Origin of the sequence: Paenibacillus abyssi, from assembly GCF_014640295.1 — a bacterium.
GTDB lineage: Bacteria > Bacillota > Bacilli > Paenibacillales > Paenibacillaceae > Paenibacillus_D > Paenibacillus_D abyssi.
Genome location: NZ_BMGR01000003.1, coordinates 83098 through 105521, shown reverse-complemented (window position 1 = coordinate 105521; position 22424 = coordinate 83098). Strand labels below are relative to the sequence as shown.

Here is a 22424-nt window from a genome sequence, read left to right as displayed (position 1 = left end):
CAAAGAAAGCAAATGGCGCCACAAGTGTAAGTCCCTGTGAGCCATTTGCTTTCTATTACCACATAACAGGAAACCTGATGCTAAGCTAGTCTTTTCGCTTCGGTAGCCATATGCGGTATTTGCCGCTAAGCGCCAGCATCGCAAACATATAGAGACAGTTGTCGTAGTACCTTCGAACACCGGTCCGAACCGGTGTATTCCAGAATAGCTCTACATTAGCACGCGCATGCGGACCGTCGGCGGCTAAAGAGGCCATGGCGTTCGTCGCAATCAAACCGACGGGATGAAGCGATTTCTCCTCGAATGGTTCACCGGAAATCGTATACCGGCGATAATCACCCGGCTGTTTGTCCGCGAAGAATGCTTGAAGCTTATTTGCCTCTTCAATTTCCCATGTATCCCCCCGGAACCATTCCCAATCCATGCCCACATTGCAAGCCACACGATACGAGTCGCTGAAGAAGTGTCCGTAACCCCGGTCATTGTTCGGCGTTCCGTCATAATGGGCATATTCCGGCGCTAATCCTGTTTCCGGATGGCAGGAAATTTTCAAATAATCCCGGCTGGCCGCCGCCGCCTGCTTCCAGAACGCCCGATCCTCCTCATAGGCGTACAGTGCAAACAGCTCATAGAAATGCGGCAGGTGATACGAGGGATCGGAATATTCGCAGTCCGGAATAAACTTAATCAGCTTATTGTCCGGATTCCACATCGGATATCCCTCGCCGTTCTCTCCTTTATGGATACACGTCCGCAGCAAATCGCGGGCCTGCTTGCCGTAATCATAAGGCGGAGGTCCCTCCTGCCACCGATGGGAAGCGAACAACAGCGCCATCGCAAAGAACTCTTCGCCATCCGGGGCCGGACCATTCGCATTCCGCGTTCCATCCGGGCTGCAGGACCAGGCAAAATAGCCTGCATGAAGGCCGTCCGTCATGAACATATGGTCCATCGTCCATTTCCACAAACGGTCGAATACATCCTTGCGGTCCATTTGCACCGCCATCATCATCCCGTAAGACATGCCCTCGGTCCGCACGTCCAAACTGCCGGTATCGAGGATATATCCTTTGCCGCCGTCAGCCTCGTAATATATTCGTGTATTTTCATCACCATCGAAAAGCGCATTCCACGTGTGCTGTAATCTGGCCTCAATCTCAGCTTCCCCGTACCCGCACTCCAAAAACACGTTGCGGTATTGTCCCGTATAAAAAGCGCCCCATTTCTCCGACATCTCCATTGCCCCCTGTTTTTTATTCCAAGACTTTATGTTTCACCAATGTATTTCAATCATTTGTATTCATCAATGATCATTTTGTAATCGTTTTCATTTTAATATAACTTATTTTTCTGCCTGGTCGTACCCGACGATGTTTACTGCTTACTTAGAATATTAAAGAAGTTTATGATTGTAGAGATTATTCCTTCCTATTCGCCTGAGGAAAAGCAAATGGTGTAGAGGTTCCTATTCGGAATCCCCTACACCATTATCACTTTTTAAGATGAATAGCCCACCGCTTGTCAGCTTCTCTTATTCACAGCTTTCATCGGCATTTTCATAACAAAGCTTCTCAGATTGAATGTTATTGTCTGTTTATCGCAGCTTCTCACGGGAATAGGAATAAAATGATCCAATAATGACAACTGCAATCGGCATAACGAGATACCAATCCATTGGAAACACCCCCTACTCATCATTACCCAGATGACGAGGCTTTTAACAATCTACATAGGGTTGTCAAGTGAATGGCTTCAAATCGCAATGAACACTTGCCATCTTCACAGCGCTTTTCTTTGCTTCTCGATGATCAAACCCACGATATATTTTCTCGCATCCGCACTTAACAGACGAAGACCCGTTTGGTTAGGCTCCGAAGCCTCCCTCGCGAAGCGTACATCCATCCCATCCATGATTTCCGCAACGCCGACAATCGTAAATCCTTTTTCCATCAAAGCGTCGATCTCCTGCTTCTCCTCCCAAAACTCCTCATAAGCCGACATTAGTATACCCTCCAATTGTTTTCTCCTTGATGGGCAGCTTCTCCATTTGGTTGAACCGTTTGCGGTGCAGGTATTGCCCGGTGCCCGGTTTGCCGACGAACTGCTTATTGCGAATGACGAATTCGCCCCGGACTAAAACGGAGACCGGCTCCCCTGTTATTTCCAAGCCTTCAAAGGCGTTGTAGTCGACATTCATATGGTGGGTTTCCGCACTTATCGTCCGTTCCGCCGTCGGGTCGAAGATGACAATATCGGCGTCGCTGCCGATCGCGATTGTGCCTTTCTGCGGGAACAGCCCGAACAGCTTGGCGCTGGCCGTTGATACAATGTCCACGAACTTGTGCAGCGAGATCCGTCCCTTGCGAACCCCTTCCGAATACAAAACACTGAACCGGTCCTCAATCATCGGGCCTCCGTTCGGTATTTTTGAAAAGTCGCCGAGCCCTAAGTCCTTCTGCCCTTTAAAATCAAAGGAGCATTGGTCGGAGCCGATCGTTTGAAGCTGGCCGTTCCTCAGCGCATCCCATAATACATCCTGGTTCCACTTTTCCCGCAAGGGCGGTGACCAGACGTATTTCGCGCCTTCAAAATTCGGCTTCTCAAGGTAGGATTGGTCCAGCATCAAATATTGCGGACAGGTCTCACCATATACGCGCAGCCCCTTCTTACGCGCTTCCGTTATCTTCCATACCGCTTCGGCACATGTGACATGCACAACATATAACTGCGAATCGGCAAGCTCCGTCAAATCGGCGGCACGGCCGGTAGCTTCTCCCTCCAGCACCGGCGGACGCGTCAGCGCATGATAGATCGGCTCAATCTTCCCTTCCTCCAGCGCCTTCGCGATCAGAAAATCGATCACATCGCCGTTCTCCGCGTGCACCATTACAAGTGCGCCCTGCTCCTTGGCCAGCAGCAGCGTCTTGAACAACGTTCCATCGTCTGCTTGAAAGACATTTTTATACGCCATAAACACTTTAAGAGAGGTAATCCCTTCTTCCTCAATAATTTGCGGAAGCTCAAACAGCACGTCATCGCTCACTTCAGCGATCATTAAGTGGAAGCTGTAATCAATAACGGATTTCCCCCTCGATTTCGCATGCCAGGTTTCCACCGCTTTCGCGAGCGGCGCACCCTTCGACGTCAGGCAGAAATCGATGACGGTCGTCGTTCCGCCGAATGCGGCAGCAATCGTGCCGCTCTCAAAGTCATCTTTCGTTACGGTCCCGCCGAACGGCATATCCAGATGCGTATGGGGGTCGATACCCCCCGGGAAGATATAACAGCCTGCAGCATCAACGATCTCGGCGCCTTCTGCTTCAAGATCAACGCCGATCATCACAATGATACCGTCATCGATTAAGATATCGCCAAAGTACGTATCCGTCGCGGTGACAATCGTTCCATTCTTGATAATCTTCTTCATCGCTTATACAACCTCCATTTCAGAAGATGCCGCATTTAATTTCTCGATCGCGCGCTGTCGATCATTCCATGTCATCGGCGGTTGAATACCCGGCAGTTCGACCATTTCGATCGCGCCGTCCACCGGACATACGATTGAACAGAGATTACAGCCGACGCAGTCTTCTTCACGCACCTCCAGAACCTGCTTCCCATCGGCGTTTGTCAGCATATCGATGCATTGATGCGAGGTGTCCTCGCAGGCGATATGGCATTTGTTACAGTTGATGCACGTCTCTTGATCGATTCTTGCTACAACTCTATAGTTAAGGTCCAGATCCCCCCAATTCGAATACCGCTCCACCGACTTGCCGACGATATCCCTCACCGATGAGATCCCTTTGTCATCCAGATAATTGTTCAACCCGTCGATCATCTCTTCCACAATGCGAAACCCGTGATGCATCGCCGCAGTACAGATCTGCACGCCTGCCGCGCCCATCAGCATAAACTCCACCGCGTCCTGCCAGTTCGAGATGCCTCCGATTCCCGAGATCGGGACACCGACATGCATGTCCCTGGCGCATTCCGCTACCATATTCAAAGCGATCGGTTTTACTGCAGGCCCGCAATAGCCCCCATGCGAGCCTTTTCCGCCGACATGGGGAATCGTATTCCAGGAATGGATATCGACACCCGCAAGACTATTGATTGTGTTGATCAGGCTGATCGCATCGGCTCCGCCGCTGACGGCATGGCGCGCTACCACGGTAATGTCCGTAATATTGGGCGTTAGCTTTACGATGACAGGTGTCTGTGCAACCTCCTTCACCCACATCGTCTGCATTTCCACCAGATCCGGCTGCTGCCCGGAGGCCGCACCCATGCCCCGCTCCGCCATGCCGTGAGGGCAGCCGAAGTTCAGCTCCAGCCCGTCAACACCGATGGCCTCTACCCTTTTGACGATTTCATGCCACTTCTCTCTTTTGGGTTCAACCATCAAGGAAACGACAAGCGCATGCTTTGGAAACTTCTTTTTCGTTTCGTAGATCTCCTTCAGATTGACTTCAAGCGGCCGATCGGTAATGAGCTCGATGTTATTGAAGCCGGCCACCCGCTGGCCATTAAAATGGACGGCGGCAAACCGTGAAGAAGTGTTAATGATCGGGTCGCCCAGTGTCTTCCAGACCGCTCCCCCCCATCCTGCTTCAAAGGCGCGCTGGACCTGATAACCGGTATTTGTAGGCGGTGCGGATGCCAACCAGAATGGATTAGGCGCCTCGATTCCTGCCAGATTAATACGCAAATCTGCCATCACTACCATCCTCCCGATTCGAATTAAATAGCTTCAGAGCTTGTCGCTGCAAAATGTCTGCTGATCGCGTAGGCGGTTTGCTTGCCTTGTTCCGCCGCCGATACGACCATCGCATCTCCCTTCCCGGACCCAAAGACGATATCTCCTGCCGCATACACTTTGGGATGGGACGTTCTTCGTGTCGCCTCGTCGATGATGACCACTCCGCGATCATGTTTCAAGCCGATGCTTTCGATGAGGCCGACATGCCGTTTCTGCCCGATTGCCAATACGACAGCGTCCACAGGCATAAGGAATTCGGAGCCTTCAATCGGGATAGGAATCGCTCTTCCGTCAGCGCCGGCTTTGTCGGACAACTGCATCTGCACACATTCCAGATGAGTCACTTTGCCATTCGAATCACCGATAATGCGCTTAGGCGCCGTCAGCCAACTAAATTCAACACCCTCCTGCTTAGCGAATTCGTATTCGAAATCATACGCAGTCATCTCATCCCTAGTGCGCCGGTACACCATCTTCACCTGTTCAGCTCCAAGCCTTACGGAGCAAGTGGCCGCATCGATAGCCGTGTTGCCGGCGCCAATCACCGCAACCTTGGCCCCAAGCAGAGCAATAGATGGCTCATGCAATTTCGTGCGTTCGACCAATTGGATGGCATCATACACGCCTGCCAATTCTTCCCCTTCCAAGCCGATGGAAGGGACATACCCCATTCCGGCCGCAAGCACAACAGCGTCATAGTCTTCAATTAACTGCTTCGCTGACACGTCCACGCCAACTTTGACGCCGGTCTTTATTTCAACGCCAAGCTTCTCCACCTGCTCCACCTCCCAGAGCGAGACGGTTTGCGGCAGCCGGAACGATACGATGCCATGCGTATCCAAACCGCCGGCCATTGGCTTCGCTTCGTAGATCACAACGGAGAAACCCTCTCTGGCAAGCTCTCTCGCAGCCGACAGACCTGCAGGTCCCCCTCCGATCACCGCAACCTTCTTAGCGTTCGATGGTCCGGGAGCAAATAGCTGCTGCCCGCTCTGGATCGCCCAATCCGTCGCATAACGCTGCAGCATCCCGATCATGATCGGCTTCGATGCCCCATTCAACACACAAGCGCCTTCGCAAAGCTCCTCCGTAGGACATACCCGAGCACAGCTTGCGCCCACCGGATTCGAATCCATGATCGTTGTCGCAGCGCCTTTCAAGTTATCCGTAGCGATCCGCTTAATAAAAGAAGGGATGTTAATGCCTGTTGGGCACGCTGTGATACAAGGAGCATCATAACAATAAAGGCAGCGATTCGATTCCTCCATCGCCGCTTTTCTCGTCAAACCCGGCTGCGCCTCGGCAAAATTGGCGGTTAGCCGCTCTGGCGAGAGTAATCCGATTACGCGTGAATGTTCCATAACGTTATCCCTCCTGGCACATTTTTAACAGTGTTTGGTAGAGCAGCTCAGTACCCGTGGCAATATCTTCTTTGCTGGCATATTCCTGTGGATTATGGCTGATTCCCTCCTTGCAGCGGACAAAGATCATGCCGTAATCGCAATAATAGGACATGGCCAGCGAATCGTGAAACGGGCCGCTCATTAATTCGGGTGCTGCCACCTTCATCTCCTTTGCCGCTTCCCGCACCGTATTCAGAATACGGGGAGCACAGTAGCGGGGCTCGCTGTTGGTATCCTCCCTGATCTCTACGCGCAGCCCATGCTCCTGTGCAGCCTGGTCGATCAGCCCGCGCAGCTGCTTCTCCAGTTTGTTGCGACGCGACAAATCGATATCACGCAGATCAACCGTAAATTGCACATGCTCCGGTATGATGTTCCTCGAATCCGGAAACACCTTGAGCGAGCCCACCGTGCCGACGGTCGGCGCTTCAGGCTGGCTTGACGCTATCGCCTGCAGCCCGACAATTACTTTGGAAGCCCCGACAAGCGCGTCCCTCCGAAGTCCCATCGGAACCGATCCGGCATGTCCGGCAAAACCATACATATCCACCGTCCACCACAACGGACCGGAAATGCCGGTTACGATGCCTACCGGACAATCCAATGATTCGAGGACCGGCCCCTGCTCGATGTGAAGCTCCAGAAAGGTTCCCACTTGACCGGGCTGATATTCGCTGTCGGCGAACCCTTCCGGCTCGCCTCCAAACTCCAGCAGCGCCTGTCTGCGCGTGATTCCGTTCTTGTCGGTCCGCTCGAGCTCACCTTCTTCCAATTGTCCGAGCAGTCCCCGGACGCCGAACAGCCCTTTATTGAACCGGCAGCCTTCTTCATCACAAAAGGCAGCGACCTCAATCGGAACGGACGGAACGATGCTTCTCTCTTTGAATGTCTGCACCGCTTCGATCGCTCCGATCACGCCCACAATTCCGTCGAATCTTCCTGCATAGGGCTGCGTATCAATATGAGAGCCGATCATAATGGAAGGAGCATCCGGGTTCAATCCTTCAATCCTGCCAATCAAATTGCCGAAGGCATCGATGCGAGCTTTCATGCCGGCTTCTTCCATCCATAACTTCACAACATTAACGGCTTGGCGATCCTCAGGGGATAGAGCCAGCCTGCATACACCCGTGGCACTGATTTTCCCAATTTCGGCAAGGCGGTCGATTCGCTCTTCAACTCTGTTTGCGTTAATTGTAAAATTCAGCATCTCTTTCTCCTCCGCAGCATTCTTTTATGTAACATAATATAACATTATAATCAAAATTTTCTGAAAATTTTCCATAAACACTATAGATAAAAGCTGAAAATTGTTCTATGATTATTAAATCCCTTTCTCAAATGTCATATTATCTAACAAACCCTGATTAAACTATATCGCTCCCCGATTTTCGATACACTAGACATTATGTCAAATTTCAAATCCGACTTTTTTTACGCGGGCAGCACCATGTAGAACAATTGAAAGCGAGGGATTCCATTGGATTCAGAGCTTGTTCTTACGGTTCGTGAGGCACTGCAAAGGCCGCTTTTTCAGCATGCCCAGGTGATTGCGGGAGAAGAAGGATTATACCGATTCATTCGGTGGGTGCATATTTTAGAGATTACGAGCTTTGAAACACTGATCCACGGGGAAGAGATGATCCTCACAACGGGTCTGGGTTTCAATTGGGATGCCGTTTCCTCCATCACATTTCTGGAAAATTTAATTAAACAAAACGCCACTTGCCTATGCATCGAAATCGGACAATACTTCGATACCGTCTCCGAAGAGCTCATCGAGCTTGCAAACCGCTATCAGTTTCCGCTTATTCTCTTTCCGCGTACCGTCCGTTTTGTCGATATCACGCAGGATTTGCATTCATTAATTATTAACCGGCACCACAAGATGCTTCAGGAGCTCGAAAGTCTGTCCAGAGAATTCCACCGCTTAACGCTTTCCTCGCAAGGGACGTCGAATGTGCTTAAACTGCTATACAAAAGCACGCAGTGCCAGATTATATACCGGCCGATCATAGGGAAACCCGTTTGCTTTCCAACCCTTCCCGCTCAAGAGCAGAACCATCTCTTTCAATCATTGGACCCATTCTGGGAGGAACTGGAGGGCATCAAACCAAATAGCTCCCCAATCCTAAGGCATTACGAAAAACGAACGGTCGTCTTGAAGCCGGTAGGCGCATTGGATCAAACATGGGCACATATTGTGATGGTTTGCGGGCACAAGCCGCGGGAGTATGACTACCTCCTGCTCGACTCGGCCTCTCTATCGATTGCGCAGGAGCTGCTTCGGACACGTTATATGGAAGAGAGAAAGCTTTATTCCGAAAACCTGTGGGTGGATGAACTGCTCAGCAGCCGATTTGATGACGAGAAGCATATTACAGCCTTAATCGGCCCCGACTTCAAAAAGCTGAATGAGTTGAATTACCAAGTCTGTTTAATTGAGGTTGAGAATCTTTACGATGACCACCCGAATGTATTCGATAACGATTGGGATTCGATCCGGCTTCAATTATTTATGACGCTGCGTTCCACGTTTGAGAAGTTTTCTTTCCTGCCGCTCATTACGTTAAAGAACAATCGTCTGGCCGTCATCGCACTGGATATGAAATCGAAGGTGCAGACAAAAGCAAGGTTGCAGCAAGCGCTGGCTGCCCTTCTTGATATCCATGCCCCTGATAAGCCGAAGGGTTTGCAGTTGGTAATCGGAGTGGGCAAAACCTACACCCGTCTCAAGGATGCCTATGCCGGCTATCAGGAAGCGGTGCAAGCTCTCTCGTTATATCCTTGCTCCAAACGGGCGCTGCTTTTCTATGAGGAGCTCGGGGTGTTCAGATTGCTGTTCAGCTTAAATGACGGCAAGACGCTGCAGACCTTTATCCGTGATTACCTGGGGCCTTTAATCGACCATGATCATTCCAAGGGCAGCGAGCTGCTGCTGACGCTTAAGGTGTATTTGGACAACGACGGCTCAAAGCAAATCGCGGCACAAAAGCTGTATATTGTCAGGCAGTCTCTCTACTATCGGCTTGAGAAAATATCAGAGCTGCTTGGCGAATCGTTCATGTCCCCGGAAAACCGGATCTCCATTCAGGTCGCTTTGCGCGCCTATCAGCTGTTGAACCCTGATAAATTCACCGGACACGCTTAGTTCAGGTTATCGCTGGCCTGAACTTGGTTGCTCATGACCTGCTTAAAGGTAGTGACAATGAATTGTAAATCTTCATCCGTGGAAGAGAGAGGCGGAGAAAAACATAACACATTGTTAAATCCGGCGACCGTGTCTCCGTTCTTCCCGATAATTAACCCCTTCTTTTTGCATTCCCCGATAATCTTATTGACCGTCGCCAGCGGAGCCGGCTCCTTGGTCTGTTTATCCTGTACCAGCTCGATGCCCAGAAGAAAGCCAAAGCTGCGAACATCTCCCACAAGCGGATGCGCCAGCAGCTCCTGCATTTCCTCTCTTAATCGCTGGCCTAGCAGCCGCGAGCGTTCAACAAGATGATCCCGCTCCATAATTTCCAGGTTTTTCAACGCCACCGCGCATGCCGACGGATTGCCGCCGAATGTATTGACATGGCGGAAATGGCTGTACGCTGCCGGATCTTTGAAAGCATCATAGATTTCCTTGCGTACGGCTGTCGCGGACAGCGGCAGGTAGCCGCTTGTCAGCCCCTTCGCCATCGTAACAATATCCGGCTTCATGTTAAAGTTCAGATGCCCGAACTTTTTGCCGGAACGGCCGAACCCGCAGATCACTTCATCCACGATGAGCAGCACCCCGTACTTGCGGCAGATTTCCTGTACGCGATCCAAATAGGCCGCCTCCGGGACGATAACGCCCCCACCCGTAATAACCGGCTCCAGAATGACCCCCGCGATCGTTTCCTCTCCTTCCCAAACGATCATATCCTCGATCGCTTGCGCACATTGCAGGTTAAAATCCATCTGCGATTGGCCGGCAGGGCGGCGATAGCTGTCCGGTGGATGGACGTGAAGAAATCCGCCTCCGAGCGGTTCATATTTGTATTTCCGCTGCGCTTGGCCTGTTGCAGACAGTGCACCCATGGAGCCCCCATGATAAGCGCGGTACCGGGCGATGAATTTATAACGGTTATGCCCGCCGGTCTGCTGATGATATTGCCTTGCAATTTTAAAGGCAGCCTCATTCGCCTCCGAGCCGCTGTTCGAGAAGAAGATAACATACTCCCCTTCCAGCCATTCATTTAATTTCTCTGCCAGCCGGACAGCCGGCAGATGGCTTTGCGTCAGAGGATAATACGGCATCATGAGCATCTGCTCATAAGCTGCCTCCGCCAATTCCGCTCTTCCATAGCCTACATTGACACACCATAGACCGGACATTGCATCCAAGTAGCGGTTGCCTTGAAGATCCGTGATCCACGCCCCTTTCCCTTCCGTGACAACCATCGGCGGTTGGTTGCCATTATAAGGAAGCATATTATGCCATAGAAATTTCCGGTCTTTATCCGCTATCGTATCGCTAGTGTTATCGATATCCAACATACAGTCAGCTCCTCACCGTTAACAATTATTAGACCGCCATGACGTGGTTTTCCGGAAAAAGAAAGGAGCCTCCTTAGTTGGAACAGCTCCATTTCAATCTTTCTTCTTGCCGTTATAACAGGGCCAGACCTTGATAAGTCTCTGGACGGCGGTCACGGTAAAACTGCCAGCTTTCACGCACTTCGCGGATCAGCGATTTGTTCAAGTCTCCGATTACCACTTCATCCCGATCCCTGCTGCCCATCGCAACAAAGCTTCCACGCGGATCGACCAAATACGATTGGCCGTAGAACTCTCCCATATTCCATGGGCCTTCAACGCCGACACGGTTAATAGCGGCCACATAATAACCGTTCGCTACGGCATGGGCAGGCTGCTCCAGCTTCCATAAATATTCGGATGTACCCGAGACCGTTGCAGACGGGTTAAACACAATTTCCGCCCCGCCAAGGCCAAGCATTCTCGCCCCTTCCGGAAAATGACGGTCGTAACAAATATAGACGCCCACCTTGGCAAATGCCGTATCAAATACCGGGTATCCCAGATCTCCTGGTTTAAAGTAATACTTCTCCCAAAATCCGCAGCCGCCTTCTCCCGCTCCGACATGTGGAATATGATGCTTCCTGTACTTGCCGAGATAGGTCCCGTCGGCATCGATCACAGCCGCTGTATTATAATAAGTCGCAATGCCTTCGCGTTCATAGATCGGCAGAACGATGACAAGACCAAGCTCCTTGGCAGCCGATTGAAACAGCCTGGTCGTCGGTCCATCCGGGATCTCCTCCGCCGCATCATACCATTTCACCTTCTGCTCCGCGCAAAAGTAGGGACCGTAGAAAATTTCCTGCAGAGATACGATTTGGGCGCCCTGCTGTTTCGCTTCCCGCAAAAGCATCAAATGCTTTTCTATCGCTGCAGCTTTGTGCACCTCCACAGACTCTTCGCCATGTACATCATGACGCGCTTGAATCAGGCCGATTCTTATCGTATCCATTCTCGCAGGCCTCCTGCCATTTCCTTATTCTATTGCCATCTCTATAATTTCATTCGTATAGGCTTCTTCCAGGTTGGCCGGATTCTCGATAACGCCGAACTGAAGGGCGATGTCCGCCGTTTGCTTGAATTTCTCATGGTCGATAACTCCCATTTTGGTGATGTCAAAGCCTTCGGGAAGAACCAGCTTTGCCACTTCCTCCATCATTTTTAACTGATGCTCTCTTGATGTGCTGCCTTCCTCCGTTTCTTTCATGACACTGTCTACAGCCGCTTCCGGATCATCGATCGCATCCTTCCAGCCCTTGAGTGATGCCCTGACAAACTTGGCAGCCGTCTCTTTGTTGTCCTCGAGCCATTCTTTATTGGCAAACAGATTATCCTCCAGCATGGCCACGCCTTCATCATTCATATCAATGACCGATAAATCGCTCTCCGGCACCCCTTGACCGAGCACGACCTGATACTCGTTGTAGGTCATTGCCGATGCGGCATCCAACTCGCCGGCGAGAAATTGGTCCATCGTAAACCCTTGCTTTACAAATTCCAGATCCTTATTCGGATCGAGCGTATACTTGTCAAACAGCGCCAAAATCTCAAATTCATTACCGCCCATCCAGTTGCCTACCTTTTTGCCTGCCAGGTCAGCCGGCGTGTTGATTCCCGCCTCCTTCTTGGAGACCAGCACCAATCCGCTCTCCTGATAGATTTGGGCGATTTCCACAAGCGGCAAGCCCTGCTCCTGATGCGCCAACAGACTGGCTACCCAATCAACCCCGATCTGTGCCACTCCATTTGCGACCTGCTGCTCCGGAACAATATCCGGCCCGCCCGGCAAAATTTCGACTGCCAGCCCCTCCTCTTCATAATAGCCTTTATCCAGCGCGACAAAGTAACCGGCGAACTGCGCTTGCGGCACCCACTTCAACTGAAGCTTAACGGGCACCGGTGCCGTTTCCGCCTCCGCTTCCGTTCCTGGTGTCTCATTCTCCGATTCTGCAGGTTCATTTCCGTTTCCACATGCGGCAGCAACCGAAACAAACAGCATAATAACAGCGATCAATAGGGCTCTGCGGCATTTCCATTTGTTCTCTTTCATCGATCATCTCTCCCTCTTCCGACAATGTGGTAAAGCAATGCACAGCATGGACATTATCGCAATTGCTATATAGGTTCGACCGGGCGGCTTCTCTCTGTCCCCCGCTTCAGCCGGCTGTGTAGATACCATTTATCCCCGATCAGCTTCTCTGGGAGGGGTGCCACCTGATAAATACTTTTTCAAGCCTTTCTACAATTAAGTAAAAAAGGACGCCCGCGACAGCGGCAACGATAATGCAGGACCAGCCAAGCGGCATTTTCGCCACTTTAATCGAATTGGACAGCAAGTACCCGAGGCCTCTGGAAGAGAAGAAAAACTCGCCCACGATCGCTCCGATCATGCTGGCAGTTGTATTGATTTTTAGCGCGGTGAACACATAGGGCAGACTTCTCGGAATTCGTAAATACAGGAGCACCTCGTGCTTCTTCGCCGCATAAGCGTGCATCAGATCCAAGGCCAACGGACTGATCATATTCATTCCCTTGTGGGCGTTGACAGCCATCGCCGCCATCGTCGTGACCGCTACGATGGCAATTCTCGACCCGATGCCGTCGCCAAACCACAAATTCATAATAGGAGCCAAAGCGACGATTGGAACCGCGTTTAATGAAGCGACGATAATTACGCTGCCTGCTCCCCATTTCGGCCAAGCCGTTGCACCCAATGCGACGATAAACCCAGCCGCTGAACCTGCCAGCATACCGAGAATAGCCTGGGTTAGTGTGTAACCAGCGTAGGACAGGAGGAGATCGAGATTATTCGCCATCGCCTCAAGGATCGCCAGCGGCAGCGGGAGCTGGTAGGTTTTCAAATCGAACAAAAAATGAAACACCTGCATTTGCCATAGTCCAAGCATCAGCAGGCCGACAACAATCGGAAGCCAAATCCGGCTCCCCGTATCCCCCTTCCTTCGCTTCCCCTCACCTGAACGAATCATCAAGCGGCGTTCCACGGCCGTATTCCCCTCCATTACCTGCCGCCCCCTTTGACACGAAATTCCGGCTGCCATGGCGCCGCAATCCGCTCCATCAGATTGATGGCCAAATAACTGGCCACTCCGAGCATTGCGCCGATAAATACGGTGGACCAAAACATGTAATTATGGGATGGTCCGTAATACAGATTGCGCAGCATGATTACGCCGATTCCTTGCCGGGCCCCCATAAGCTCCACCAGAATAGCACCGGTCACGGCAAGCGGCGCGGCAATTTTGAGTCCGCTGAACAGGCCCGGAAGAGCAGCCGGAAACCGTAATTTCCAATACATCTGCCATGGCTTGGCCGCATAGGAATACATTAATTCGAGCGCCGCCGGCTCAGCACTCCTCAGCCCTCTCAACATATTCAACGCAACGGGAAAAAACGTGATATACCCTGCGATCAGTACACGCGCCAATTGCTCATCGCGCACGATGCCATAAATAATCGGAGCCAGGCCTAGAATCGGTATCATCTGGGAAGCAACCGCATAAGGGAAGGTCAGCTGCTCGACCCATTTCGATATGCTCATCAGAATCGCGATCAAAGTCCCGGCAATAGCTCCAAGCAGGAATCCGAGACCTGCATTGGCAAAGGTGACGCCCCCTTCCATCAATAAGGTGCTTCCATACTGCCCGAAGGTGTACAAGACCTTATGAATATAAGGCAGCTTGGATTGGGCGAGCGGTACCTGCAGCACCTGCAGCATCAACCAGGAAACAGCTTCCCAAAGGATGAGCAGGCCAAGCCCCCACACGATTGTCGGCAGCATACGGCCGCGATACAACATGGTTTGCCCCTTCATTTGCTACACCCCTTCAAATCGATCGCGGATGGCAGCGATAAGCTGAAAAAATTCCGGGCTGTTTCTCATTTCCTGGGTACGGGGCCGCGGCAGAGGAATCTCAACGACAGAGGACAATCTTCCGGGGTGGGGAGAAAGAACAAATACCCGGTCAGACAAAAAGATCGATTCGGGGATACTGTGCGTAACAAATACGACGGTGTTTTTCACCTTGCTCCAGATCAATAACAGCTCTTCATTCAATCGTTCCCTTGAAAATTCATCCAATGCTGAAAACGGTTCGTCCATCAGCAATATTTCCGGTTCCATCGACAGCGCCCGGGCAATCGCTACCCGCTGCTGCATCCCCCCGCTTAACTGCCAAGGGTATTGGCTGCCGAAATCCTGCAAACCGACCAATTCCAGCAGTTCTTCAGCTTTTTTGCTGCGCCGAGCCTTCTGGACGCCCATCATTTCCAGCGGCAGTGTGATATTATCCTTGACCTTTCTCCAATCATATAAGACAGGATTTTGAAAAACGATGCCGTACTTTTGCGCCAACCTGGCTTCTCTGGCGGATTGCCCGGCGATCTTAATCATGCCGCTCGTCGGTTGAATCAAATCCGCCATCAGGCGAAGCAATGTCGTCTTGCCGCAGCCCGAAGGGCCCAAAAGGGAAACAAACTCTCCTTTGGCAATTTTCAAGCTCACTTGTTGAACGGCCAATACGTCGGATGCTCCCGTATCGTACTGCATGCTAACCTGCTCCATCTGAATCTCAGGAATTGTTATCGCTGTCCCAGCCATTTTCACTCCCCCTTTATTTCACACGGAAAACTACTTGCTCTTGAAGACTAATGAAAGCGAATCACCCAAAATATTTCCTTATCAACCTTAACTATATGTCATGTTTAATGACATATTTGCACCTAAATCATTTATTCATATTTATTTATGTCTTATTTACTTACATGTTACACTGTTGCACCCAGACTAACATTAGACATAAAGGTAAATTAGGCAGCCAAAAGTTCGGTCATTATGTCCAAAAAGGGAGGGCAACTCCCCCATTATTCTGATTATTTATGTAATATAAATTGACATTAAATTTAATGTTTTCCTCTCCGAACAAAGAAAAGCCGCGGCAGACAAAACATTGTCAACCGCGGCTCTTCTATTATAGTTACACACTATCTATCGGCTGCCGGCCAAAATCAGTACCCGGTTCCTTGGCCTCCGGTGACGATCGCCACGCTTGAGCTCGCACCGATCCGGGTCGCTCCTGCAGCAATCAAGCTGCGGACGGCCGCCTCATCCCGCACGCCTCCTGAGGCTTTAACTCCCATCTCCGGCCCGACTGTCTGCCGCATTAATGCGATGTCTTCAACCGTTGCGCCGCCCGGCCCGAATCCCGTCGACGTCTTCACAAAGTCAGCCCCCGCCGATTGACTAAGCTCGCACGCCTTCACTTTCTCATCATCCGTGAGATAACCCGTCTCAATGATGACTTTAACGACGGCACGACCTCTGCAGGCACGGACCACGGCCTCGATATCACTCTTTACATCGCCGTACATTCCCGATTTCAGCGCCCCGACATTGATAACCATATCAATCTCAGTCGCACCTCCGGCGATCGCGTCCCTCGTCTCAGCAACCTTTGAAAACGTGCTCGTCGCCCCGAGCGGAAACCCGATAACAGTTGTCACGCCTACGCCAGAGCCAGCCAGCTGCTCTGCCGCCGCAGGCACCCAGAAAGGATTAACGCATACGGTCGCGAACCGGTATTTACGCGCTTCCGCACACAAACGGACGATATCGGATACTTTGCTGTCCGGCTTCAATAACGTATGATCAAAGTAGGCAGACAGCTCTTCAGTTTTTCCAGCTTCATGTTCTGAACTCAAATCTCGTCTCTCCCATCGCACAGCCCTCCGTGGATAGCCGGCTTGTATTATAATGAACGATCCCGTTCCATCAAATATTTGGCTGTAAATTGATCGGTAATTAAAACATTGGCATACTGCCCGCGTAGAGCACCGTAAATCCCTTCAACCTTCTTGGGCCCCCCGGCTACGAGAATCGATTGCTCCTTCAGTTTCAACTCTTCAAGATCAATTCCGATCGTTCGCCCGTTCAATTCATCGGCAATGATGTTTCCATCCGCATCAATATAACGCGAGCAGATATCTCCAACGCCTCGTTCATGGATAACCTTCAGGTCAGACTCCGTAAAATAATTCGCTTTGATTAATACGGAATCTTCAGTCGGTGCGCCAACTGTCACAATGGCAACATTGGATTGCTTGCCCATCTCCAGAATATTGCGGATATGCCGATCCGACTCGATTGCATGCTTTACGACGGAATGGTCAACGATGGCTGGCAGCGGAATGAAGTAAGGCACCGTATGGAACGCTTTGCCGAACAAATGAACAATCTCATAAGCGTACGTATTCGTCTCCGAATGGCTGACCCCGCCGTTAAGCTGTACCACCTTGACGTCCTTCACGTGTTTGTCCCGCAGGTTAAGGGCCGCCTGATACAGCGTTGTCCCCCATGTCATGGCAATAATGTCTCCGTCTTTCACGGTTTCATACAAATAGTCACCCGTCGCCACACCCAAATACTTCTTCACAATGGCATCCTCATACTGCGGCACGGAGACGATGACCGCTTTTTTGAGCCCGAATCGTTGTTCAATCTGCTGCGCGAGGAGGCCGTTGTTTTCCTTTGGATCGATGATTTTGATTTGAACGTATCCCTCATCCTTCGCCTGCTGTAGAAACCGGGATACCGTAGGGCGGGAAACGCCGATTTTCTTGGCAATTTCCTCTTGATTATAGTTCAATTCATAGTACATTCTAGCCGCATCAATCATTTTGGCTTGCTTATCATCCGAACGTTCATCAGCCATATACGCTCAACTCTTCCCTTGATGTTCCAATAGCGAAAAAATGTGCTGTCAACAATACACATTTTTTCACCGAAAATTATAGCAAATGTTTTAAAGAATGACAACGGCCCCCGTACAACCGTTAGACACAGGCCCAGGTACGCCCCCGGCTTCATCGCTTGCCTGAATCAAAAGCCTCGCCCGCCGCCTTAGGCGCCTGTGAAGACTTTGAAAACAGAACAAGCGCTATGAGTGTAATCACATAAGGAAACACTTTTAGAATAAACGGCGGGATGACTGCAAGCGACGGAATCACCTGGGAGACGTTTGCGAGCGTGCTGGCAATCCCAAAGAACAGGGTTGCCGCCAGTACGCCGAAAGGACGCCATTGCCCGAATATGAGCGCTGCCAAGGCCAAAAAACCTAATCCAGCTACCGTTCCGTTAAATTCACCGGCAAACGTCACGATGAATACCGCTCCGCCAAGCGCCGAGAATGCGCCTGAGATCATCACGCCGATATAACGCATCCGCCTCACATTAACACCGGCTGCTTCGGCTGCCTGCGGATATTCGCCGCAAGCCCGCAAACGCAAGCCAAAAGCTGTTTTGTTCAGCATAAAGCTGCTTAATAATACGACCAGCAGAATAAGCCAGGTTGTCGGATACGTCTTCGTAAACAACAAATCCCCGATGATGGGAATGGAGGAAAGCACGGGGACGTCAAAAGGCAAAAACCCGCTTGTAATCCGCACGTTGCCGCTTCCTGTAATGTTCCTCGCCAGAAATATCGTCAAAGCGCCGGCGATCATGTTAATCGCCGTTCCGCTAATGACCTGGTTGGCGCTCAAGTTAATGCTGGCAAAAGCATGCAGGAGGGAGAACAGCACCCCGGCTGCCATCGCTGCAAGCAGGCCAATCCAAAGAATAAACGGATTCCCCGGCCACGCCGCCTGTAATTTGAAAATCACTAAAGCGCCGATAAAGGATCCAACGACCATAAGTCCTTCCAAGCCAATATTAACGACGCCGCTCCGTTCACTGAACAAACCGCCTAAAGCCGTAATAAGAAGAGGAATCGTGAACACGATGGCATAAGGAAATATTTGCTGAATAAGGGTCCACATCCGCTACTCCCCCTTCCTTCCATCGGCATCCAGCCGGGCCGATAATCTGCGTTTCATGAACCATCTTGCGAACCGTTCCATCAAAATGCTCGTCGCCGCGAAATAGATGATGATCGCGATGATCGAATCCGCAATTTCGGGAGGAATATCGGTCATCGCGTTCATAAATCCTCTGCCCGAATATAACAGGCCGAAAAATATGGCAGCCAATAATACGCCCACAGGCGAATTAGCGCCCAGCAGCGCTACGGCAATACCATCAAATCCTTGGGAAGGAAGGCTGCCGATTTGAATATTTGACGCATTCCCCGCATATTGGGCCACGCCGCCAAGTCCTGCAAGCCCGCCGGATATGACCATCGAAAGGATAATACTGCGGTTCACTGCGATTCCGGCATATTCCGCGGCATAGCGGTTGAACCCTACGGCTTTCAGCTCGTATCCGACCGTTGTTTTATTGATAATAAAGGCGATGATAATGACGACGATCACGGCCAAAAATAACCCCAGATTCACATACGAGCCGCCAAACCACTCGGATAGAAATGCCTCCCTTAGCGAAGCGGCAGGCGGCAGCGCCCTGGATTCCGTCTCCAGATACTCGCCTTTTAAATAAGCCGGGACCGCATAATAAATCGTCCAGTAAGCGATCCAGTTCATCATGATTGTCGAGACAACTTCATGCACATTGAATTTCGCTTTCAGCAGACCGGGAATGAACGCCCACAGCGCGCCGCCCGCAAATCCCGCTATCGCCATAGCGAGCAGCAGAATCGGCCTGGCAGCATCCAGGTTAAGTCCAACAGCTGTTGCGCAAAAGCCGCCGAACAGCATTTGTCCTGCAGCGCCAATATTGAATAATCCCGTTCTAAAAGCAAAAGCTACCGCCAATCCGGTAAATATGAGCGGCGTTCCTGTAGCCAACGTATTTCCGATCCGTTCCGGATTTTTCAATCCGCCTTCGAACAGGTACTTATAACCCTCCATCGGATTATGGCCGGTGACCACCATCAACAATGCGCCAGCTAACAGCCCAAAGACAACGGCGAGCAAGGATATGACCATATTTCTCATTCGCCTTCACCTCTTTCTAAGCCGGCCATCATCAAACCGATCTCATTTTCCGACGTATCCGCAGCATTGACAACACCTACGAGTTCCCCGTTATTCAAAACGGCAATTCGATCCGATACCCCTAGAATTTCATCCAGCTCCAGAGAGATCAGCAGGACCGCTTTCCCTTTATCCCGATGCTCGATTAACCGCTTATGAATATATTCGATTGAACCTACGTCAAGACCGCGGGTAGGCTGCACTGCGATAAGCAAGGTAGGATTAAGCTCAATCTCACGGCCGATGATTGCCTTCTGCTGGTTACCGCCGGATAAGGATCTGGTGATCGATAACGCTCCTTGTCCGGATCGCACATCAAAGCTTTGAAGAATCCCGTTCGTATATTGCCGAATCGACCGCTTGTTCAAAATGCCGCCTTTGGAGAAAGGAGGACGTTTATAAATTTCCAGAACCATATTTTCTTCCAGCGTATAATCGAGCACTAACCCCCGCCTCTGCCGGTCCTCCGGTATATGTCCGATCCCGCTTCGGATCCTGTCCCGGATGCTCAGGCCGGCCACATTCCGCCCTTCCATATAGATGGCGCCTTCTTCAATTTTTCTCAGCCCCGTTATGCCTTCTACCAATTCCGTCTGGCCGTTCCCCTCAACCCCGGCGATCCCGACAATTTCACCGGCACGCACCTCGAGAGAAAACTGCTTCAGGCCCAGTACTTTTTTGCTGTTTTTAACGGAAACGTTTTCTAATTTCAACACAACTTCGCCCAGGCTGCTTGGCTTCTTGCTCACCTGAAACGATACATTTCGGCCTACCATCATTTCGGCCATCGTCTGCTCGCTTGTCGTCGCGACCTCGACCGTTCCGATTGTCTTCCCCCGGCGAATCACCGTACATCTATCGGCGACGGCTTTAATTTCCTTGAGCTTGTGCGTAATAAGAATAATGGACTTGCCCTCAGCGATTAGACTTTTCATAATCTTCCCCAGCTCCTCGATCTCCTGAGGCGTCAGTACGGCTGTAGGCTCGTCAAATATTAACACTTCCGCATTACGGTAGAGCATCTTAAGAATTTCCACCCTTTGCTGCATCCCGACGGAAATATCTTCGATTTTGGCATGGGGATCCACATTCAATCCGTAACGCTTGGAGAGTTCGGTGATTCTTCTGGCGGCCGTTTTGATATCAAGCACGAGGCCTTTCCGGATTTCGTTACCAAGCATGATGTTCTCGGTAACCGTAAAATTCGCAACCAGCTTAAAATGCTGATGGACCATTCCAATTCCCAGCTTGCCCGCAACATTCGGGTTGGAAATCCGGGTTTCTTTGCCGTGTACCTTTATCGTGCCGCGATCCGCCTGATACATGCCGAACAATATACTCATAAGCGTTGATTTGCCGGCCCCGTTCTCACCGAGCAGCGCATGAATTTCTCCCTTTTTCAACCGAAGCGTAATATCATCGTTGGCCACAACCCCCGGAAATTCTTTTCGAATGTTGAGCATTTCCACTACATAATCCATCGAATACGGCTCCTTTGGCAAGATGATCATTGGTACCAAAAAGAGACGGAAGGCCCCGTCTCTTATCGTTTCTAAACGTTAATAATGACATGATTCGATTACTTGATTAAATCTCCTTGTACAGCGGCCACCGCAATTTCACCGGATTGAATCTTCGTGAAAATCTCGCCGACTGCAGCAACTGTTTCCGCACTCAGATTCGGATTTTCTTCCGGAATGCCTACGCCGTTGTTCTTGGAATCAAGCGTCAGCGTCTCTCCGCCCGGGAATGCGCCGTCCTTCTCCGCTTTAACCATATCATACGCGGCCTGATCGATCTTCTTCATTGCGGAGGTGAGGATGATCGATTTTTCGCCATCATAGACGCCGTCCGCATACTGGTCGACGTCTACGCCGACGATCCATACATTCTCACCCTTTGTTGCGCGGTTTTTCGCTTCGGTAATCGCACCCACTCCTACGCCGCCTGCCGCTGCAAACACGACATCCACTCCGCTGTCATACATTTGAGCTGCAAGCTGGCTGCCTGCCGCAACGTTATCAAAGCTGCCTTGGTAGATCACATTTTCCGGTTTAATCGTAATGTTCGTGCTTAAATTTTCATTCGCGTATTTAAGGCCTTGCTGGAAGCCCCAGTTGAACTTTTGTACAGCTGGAATCTCCATGCCGCCGATAAAGCCCGCTTCGCCTTCTTTCAATTGAAGCGCAGTTGCGACTCCTGCAAGGAAACCGGACTCATGCTCCGCAAAGAAGATCGATACTGTGTTTTCCTTCACGACCGGGGCAAAATCGCCGGCATGAGGAGCGCCGTCAAGAATGACGAATTTCGCATCCGGGTATTTGTCTTGGGCTTGGAAAATCGCCGTTTCAAACTTGAAGCCAGGCGCGATGATCAATTTAAAGCCTGCATCGTAAAGATTGCCGATCTCTTTCATATAATCAGCCTCAGTCGTTCCGGCCGGTTTTAAATATTTATGCTCGATCCCGAACTCTTCCGTTGCCTGCACAACACCTTCCCATGTGCCCTGGTTGAACGATTTATCATCAATCGTTCCCGCATCCGTTACCATGCCGACTTTAAAGATTGGTGCCTCGGCACTTCCCTCATTAGCGCCTTCATTCGCTCCGGCATTCGTATTTGCATTTGTATTCGATCCTGTATTCGTGCCTGCATTGTTGCCGTTGTTGCTGCCGCAGCCGACGATCAATGTTACCGTCATAATCAGAACCGCCAATGTAAACCAGCTTTTTCTCATAGGTATC

19 protein-coding genes are annotated in these 22424 nt (G+C 50.9%); 1 reads left to right on the top strand and 18 read right to left on the bottom strand.

Going from position 1 to position 22424, the window contains the following annotated elements:
* Positions 1–85 precede the first annotated feature (85 nt).
* From IEW11_RS05130 to IEW11_RS05105, 6 genes are all read right to left on the bottom strand, one after another.
* Positions 86–1234 carry a family 8 glycosyl hydrolase gene (locus IEW11_RS05130; RefSeq protein ID WP_373289304.1) on the bottom strand — a complete coding sequence of 383 codons (1149 nt, stop codon included), beginning with the start codon at positions 1232–1234 and terminating at the stop codon, positions 86–88.
* Between the two features lie 545 nt (positions 1235–1779).
* Positions 1780–2001 carry a hypothetical protein gene (locus IEW11_RS05125; RefSeq protein ID WP_188529667.1) on the bottom strand — a complete coding sequence of 74 codons (222 nt, stop codon included), beginning with the start codon at positions 1999–2001 and terminating at the stop codon, positions 1780–1782.
* Positions 1988–3427 carry a dihydropyrimidinase gene (hydA, locus tag IEW11_RS05120; protein WP_188529665.1) on the bottom strand — a complete coding sequence of 480 codons (1440 nt, stop codon included), beginning with the start codon at positions 3425–3427 and terminating at the stop codon, positions 1988–1990. Before hydA ends, IEW11_RS05125 begins: the two co-directional genes overlap by 14 nt.
* Positions 3428–3430: 3 nt before the next feature.
* Positions 3431–4720 (bottom strand): NAD-dependent dihydropyrimidine dehydrogenase subunit PreA, encoded by a 1290-nt coding sequence (gene preA, locus IEW11_RS05115; protein WP_188529663.1) that lies wholly within the window; start codon positions 4718–4720, stop codon positions 3431–3433.
* Between the two features lie 23 nt (positions 4721–4743).
* On the bottom strand, positions 4744–6123 hold the full coding sequence (locus IEW11_RS05110; protein WP_188529661.1) for an NAD(P)-dependent oxidoreductase: 1380 nt from the start codon (positions 6121–6123) through the stop codon (positions 4744–4746).
* Positions 6124–6127: 4 nt separating this feature from the next.
* Entirely contained in the window at positions 6128–7375 is a 1248-nt protein-coding gene (locus tag IEW11_RS05105) for a M20 family metallo-hydrolase (RefSeq protein WP_188529659.1), read from the bottom strand.
* A 270-nt stretch (positions 7376–7645) separates the two neighbouring features.
* On the opposite strand from IEW11_RS05105, the gene IEW11_RS05100 reads away from it, so the two are divergent.
* Positions 7646–9316, top strand: a complete 1671-nt coding sequence (locus tag IEW11_RS05100; protein WP_188529657.1) for a PucR family transcriptional regulator — start codon at positions 7646–7648, stop codon at positions 9314–9316.
* On the opposite strand, the gene IEW11_RS05095 is transcribed toward IEW11_RS05100, so the two are convergent.
* The 12 genes from IEW11_RS05095 to IEW11_RS05040 form a co-directional block, all read right to left on the bottom strand.
* The gene (locus IEW11_RS05095; protein WP_188529655.1) at positions 9313–10692 is read right to left on the bottom strand and encodes an aspartate aminotransferase family protein; all 1380 of its coding nucleotides are present in this window, start codon (positions 10690–10692) and stop codon (positions 9313–9315) included. The genes IEW11_RS05100 and IEW11_RS05095 overlap by 4 nt on opposite strands.
* Before the next feature lie 112 nt (positions 10693–10804).
* The gene (locus tag IEW11_RS05090; protein ID WP_188529653.1) at positions 10805–11686 is read right to left on the bottom strand and encodes a nitrilase-related carbon-nitrogen hydrolase; all 882 of its coding nucleotides are present in this window, start codon (positions 11684–11686) and stop codon (positions 10805–10807) included.
* 24 nt (positions 11687–11710) lie between these two features.
* Positions 11711–12784, bottom strand: a complete 1074-nt coding sequence (locus IEW11_RS05085; RefSeq protein WP_188529650.1) for an ABC transporter substrate-binding protein — start codon at positions 12782–12784, stop codon at positions 11711–11713.
* Positions 12785–12923: 139 nt separating this feature from the next.
* On the bottom strand, positions 12924–13754 hold the full coding sequence (locus IEW11_RS05080; protein ID WP_188529647.1) for an ABC transporter permease: 831 nt from the start codon (positions 13752–13754) through the stop codon (positions 12924–12926).
* Complete coding sequence (locus tag IEW11_RS05075; protein ID WP_229724964.1) at positions 13754–14566, bottom strand: ABC transporter permease; 813 nt, start codon at positions 14564–14566, stop codon at positions 13754–13756. The genes IEW11_RS05080 and IEW11_RS05075 overlap by 1 nt, the downstream gene beginning before the upstream one ends.
* 3 nt (positions 14567–14569) lie before the next feature.
* Positions 14570–15352, bottom strand: a complete 783-nt coding sequence (locus IEW11_RS05070) for an ABC transporter ATP-binding protein (protein ID WP_188529645.1) — start codon at positions 15350–15352, stop codon at positions 14570–14572.
* A 407-nt stretch (positions 15353–15759) separates the two neighbouring features.
* Positions 15760–16452, bottom strand: coding sequence for a deoxyribose-phosphate aldolase (gene deoC / locus IEW11_RS05065; RefSeq protein WP_188529643.1), 693 nt, complete (start codon positions 16450–16452; stop codon positions 15760–15762).
* A gap of 47 nt (positions 16453–16499) precedes the next feature.
* A complete protein-coding gene (gene deoR / locus IEW11_RS05060; RefSeq protein WP_188529641.1) occupies positions 16500–17462 on the bottom strand; it encodes a DNA-binding transcriptional repressor DeoR in 963 nt (320 codons plus the stop codon).
* A gap of 151 nt (positions 17463–17613) precedes the next feature.
* Positions 17614–18567, bottom strand: coding sequence for an ABC transporter permease (locus IEW11_RS05055; protein ID WP_188529639.1), 954 nt, complete (start codon positions 18565–18567; stop codon positions 17614–17616).
* 3 nt (positions 18568–18570) lie between these two features.
* Positions 18571–19641, bottom strand: a complete 1071-nt coding sequence (locus tag IEW11_RS05050) for an ABC transporter permease (protein ID WP_188529637.1) — start codon at positions 19639–19641, stop codon at positions 18571–18573.
* Positions 19638–21161, bottom strand: coding sequence for an ABC transporter ATP-binding protein (locus IEW11_RS05045; RefSeq protein ID WP_188529635.1), 1524 nt, complete (start codon positions 21159–21161; stop codon positions 19638–19640). Before IEW11_RS05045 ends, IEW11_RS05050 begins: the two co-directional genes overlap by 4 nt.
* 98 nt (positions 21162–21259) lie before the next feature.
* Positions 21260–22417, bottom strand: coding sequence for a BMP family lipoprotein (locus IEW11_RS05040; RefSeq protein ID WP_188529633.1), 1158 nt, complete (start codon positions 22415–22417; stop codon positions 21260–21262).
* Positions 22418–22424: the final 7 nt, after the last annotated feature.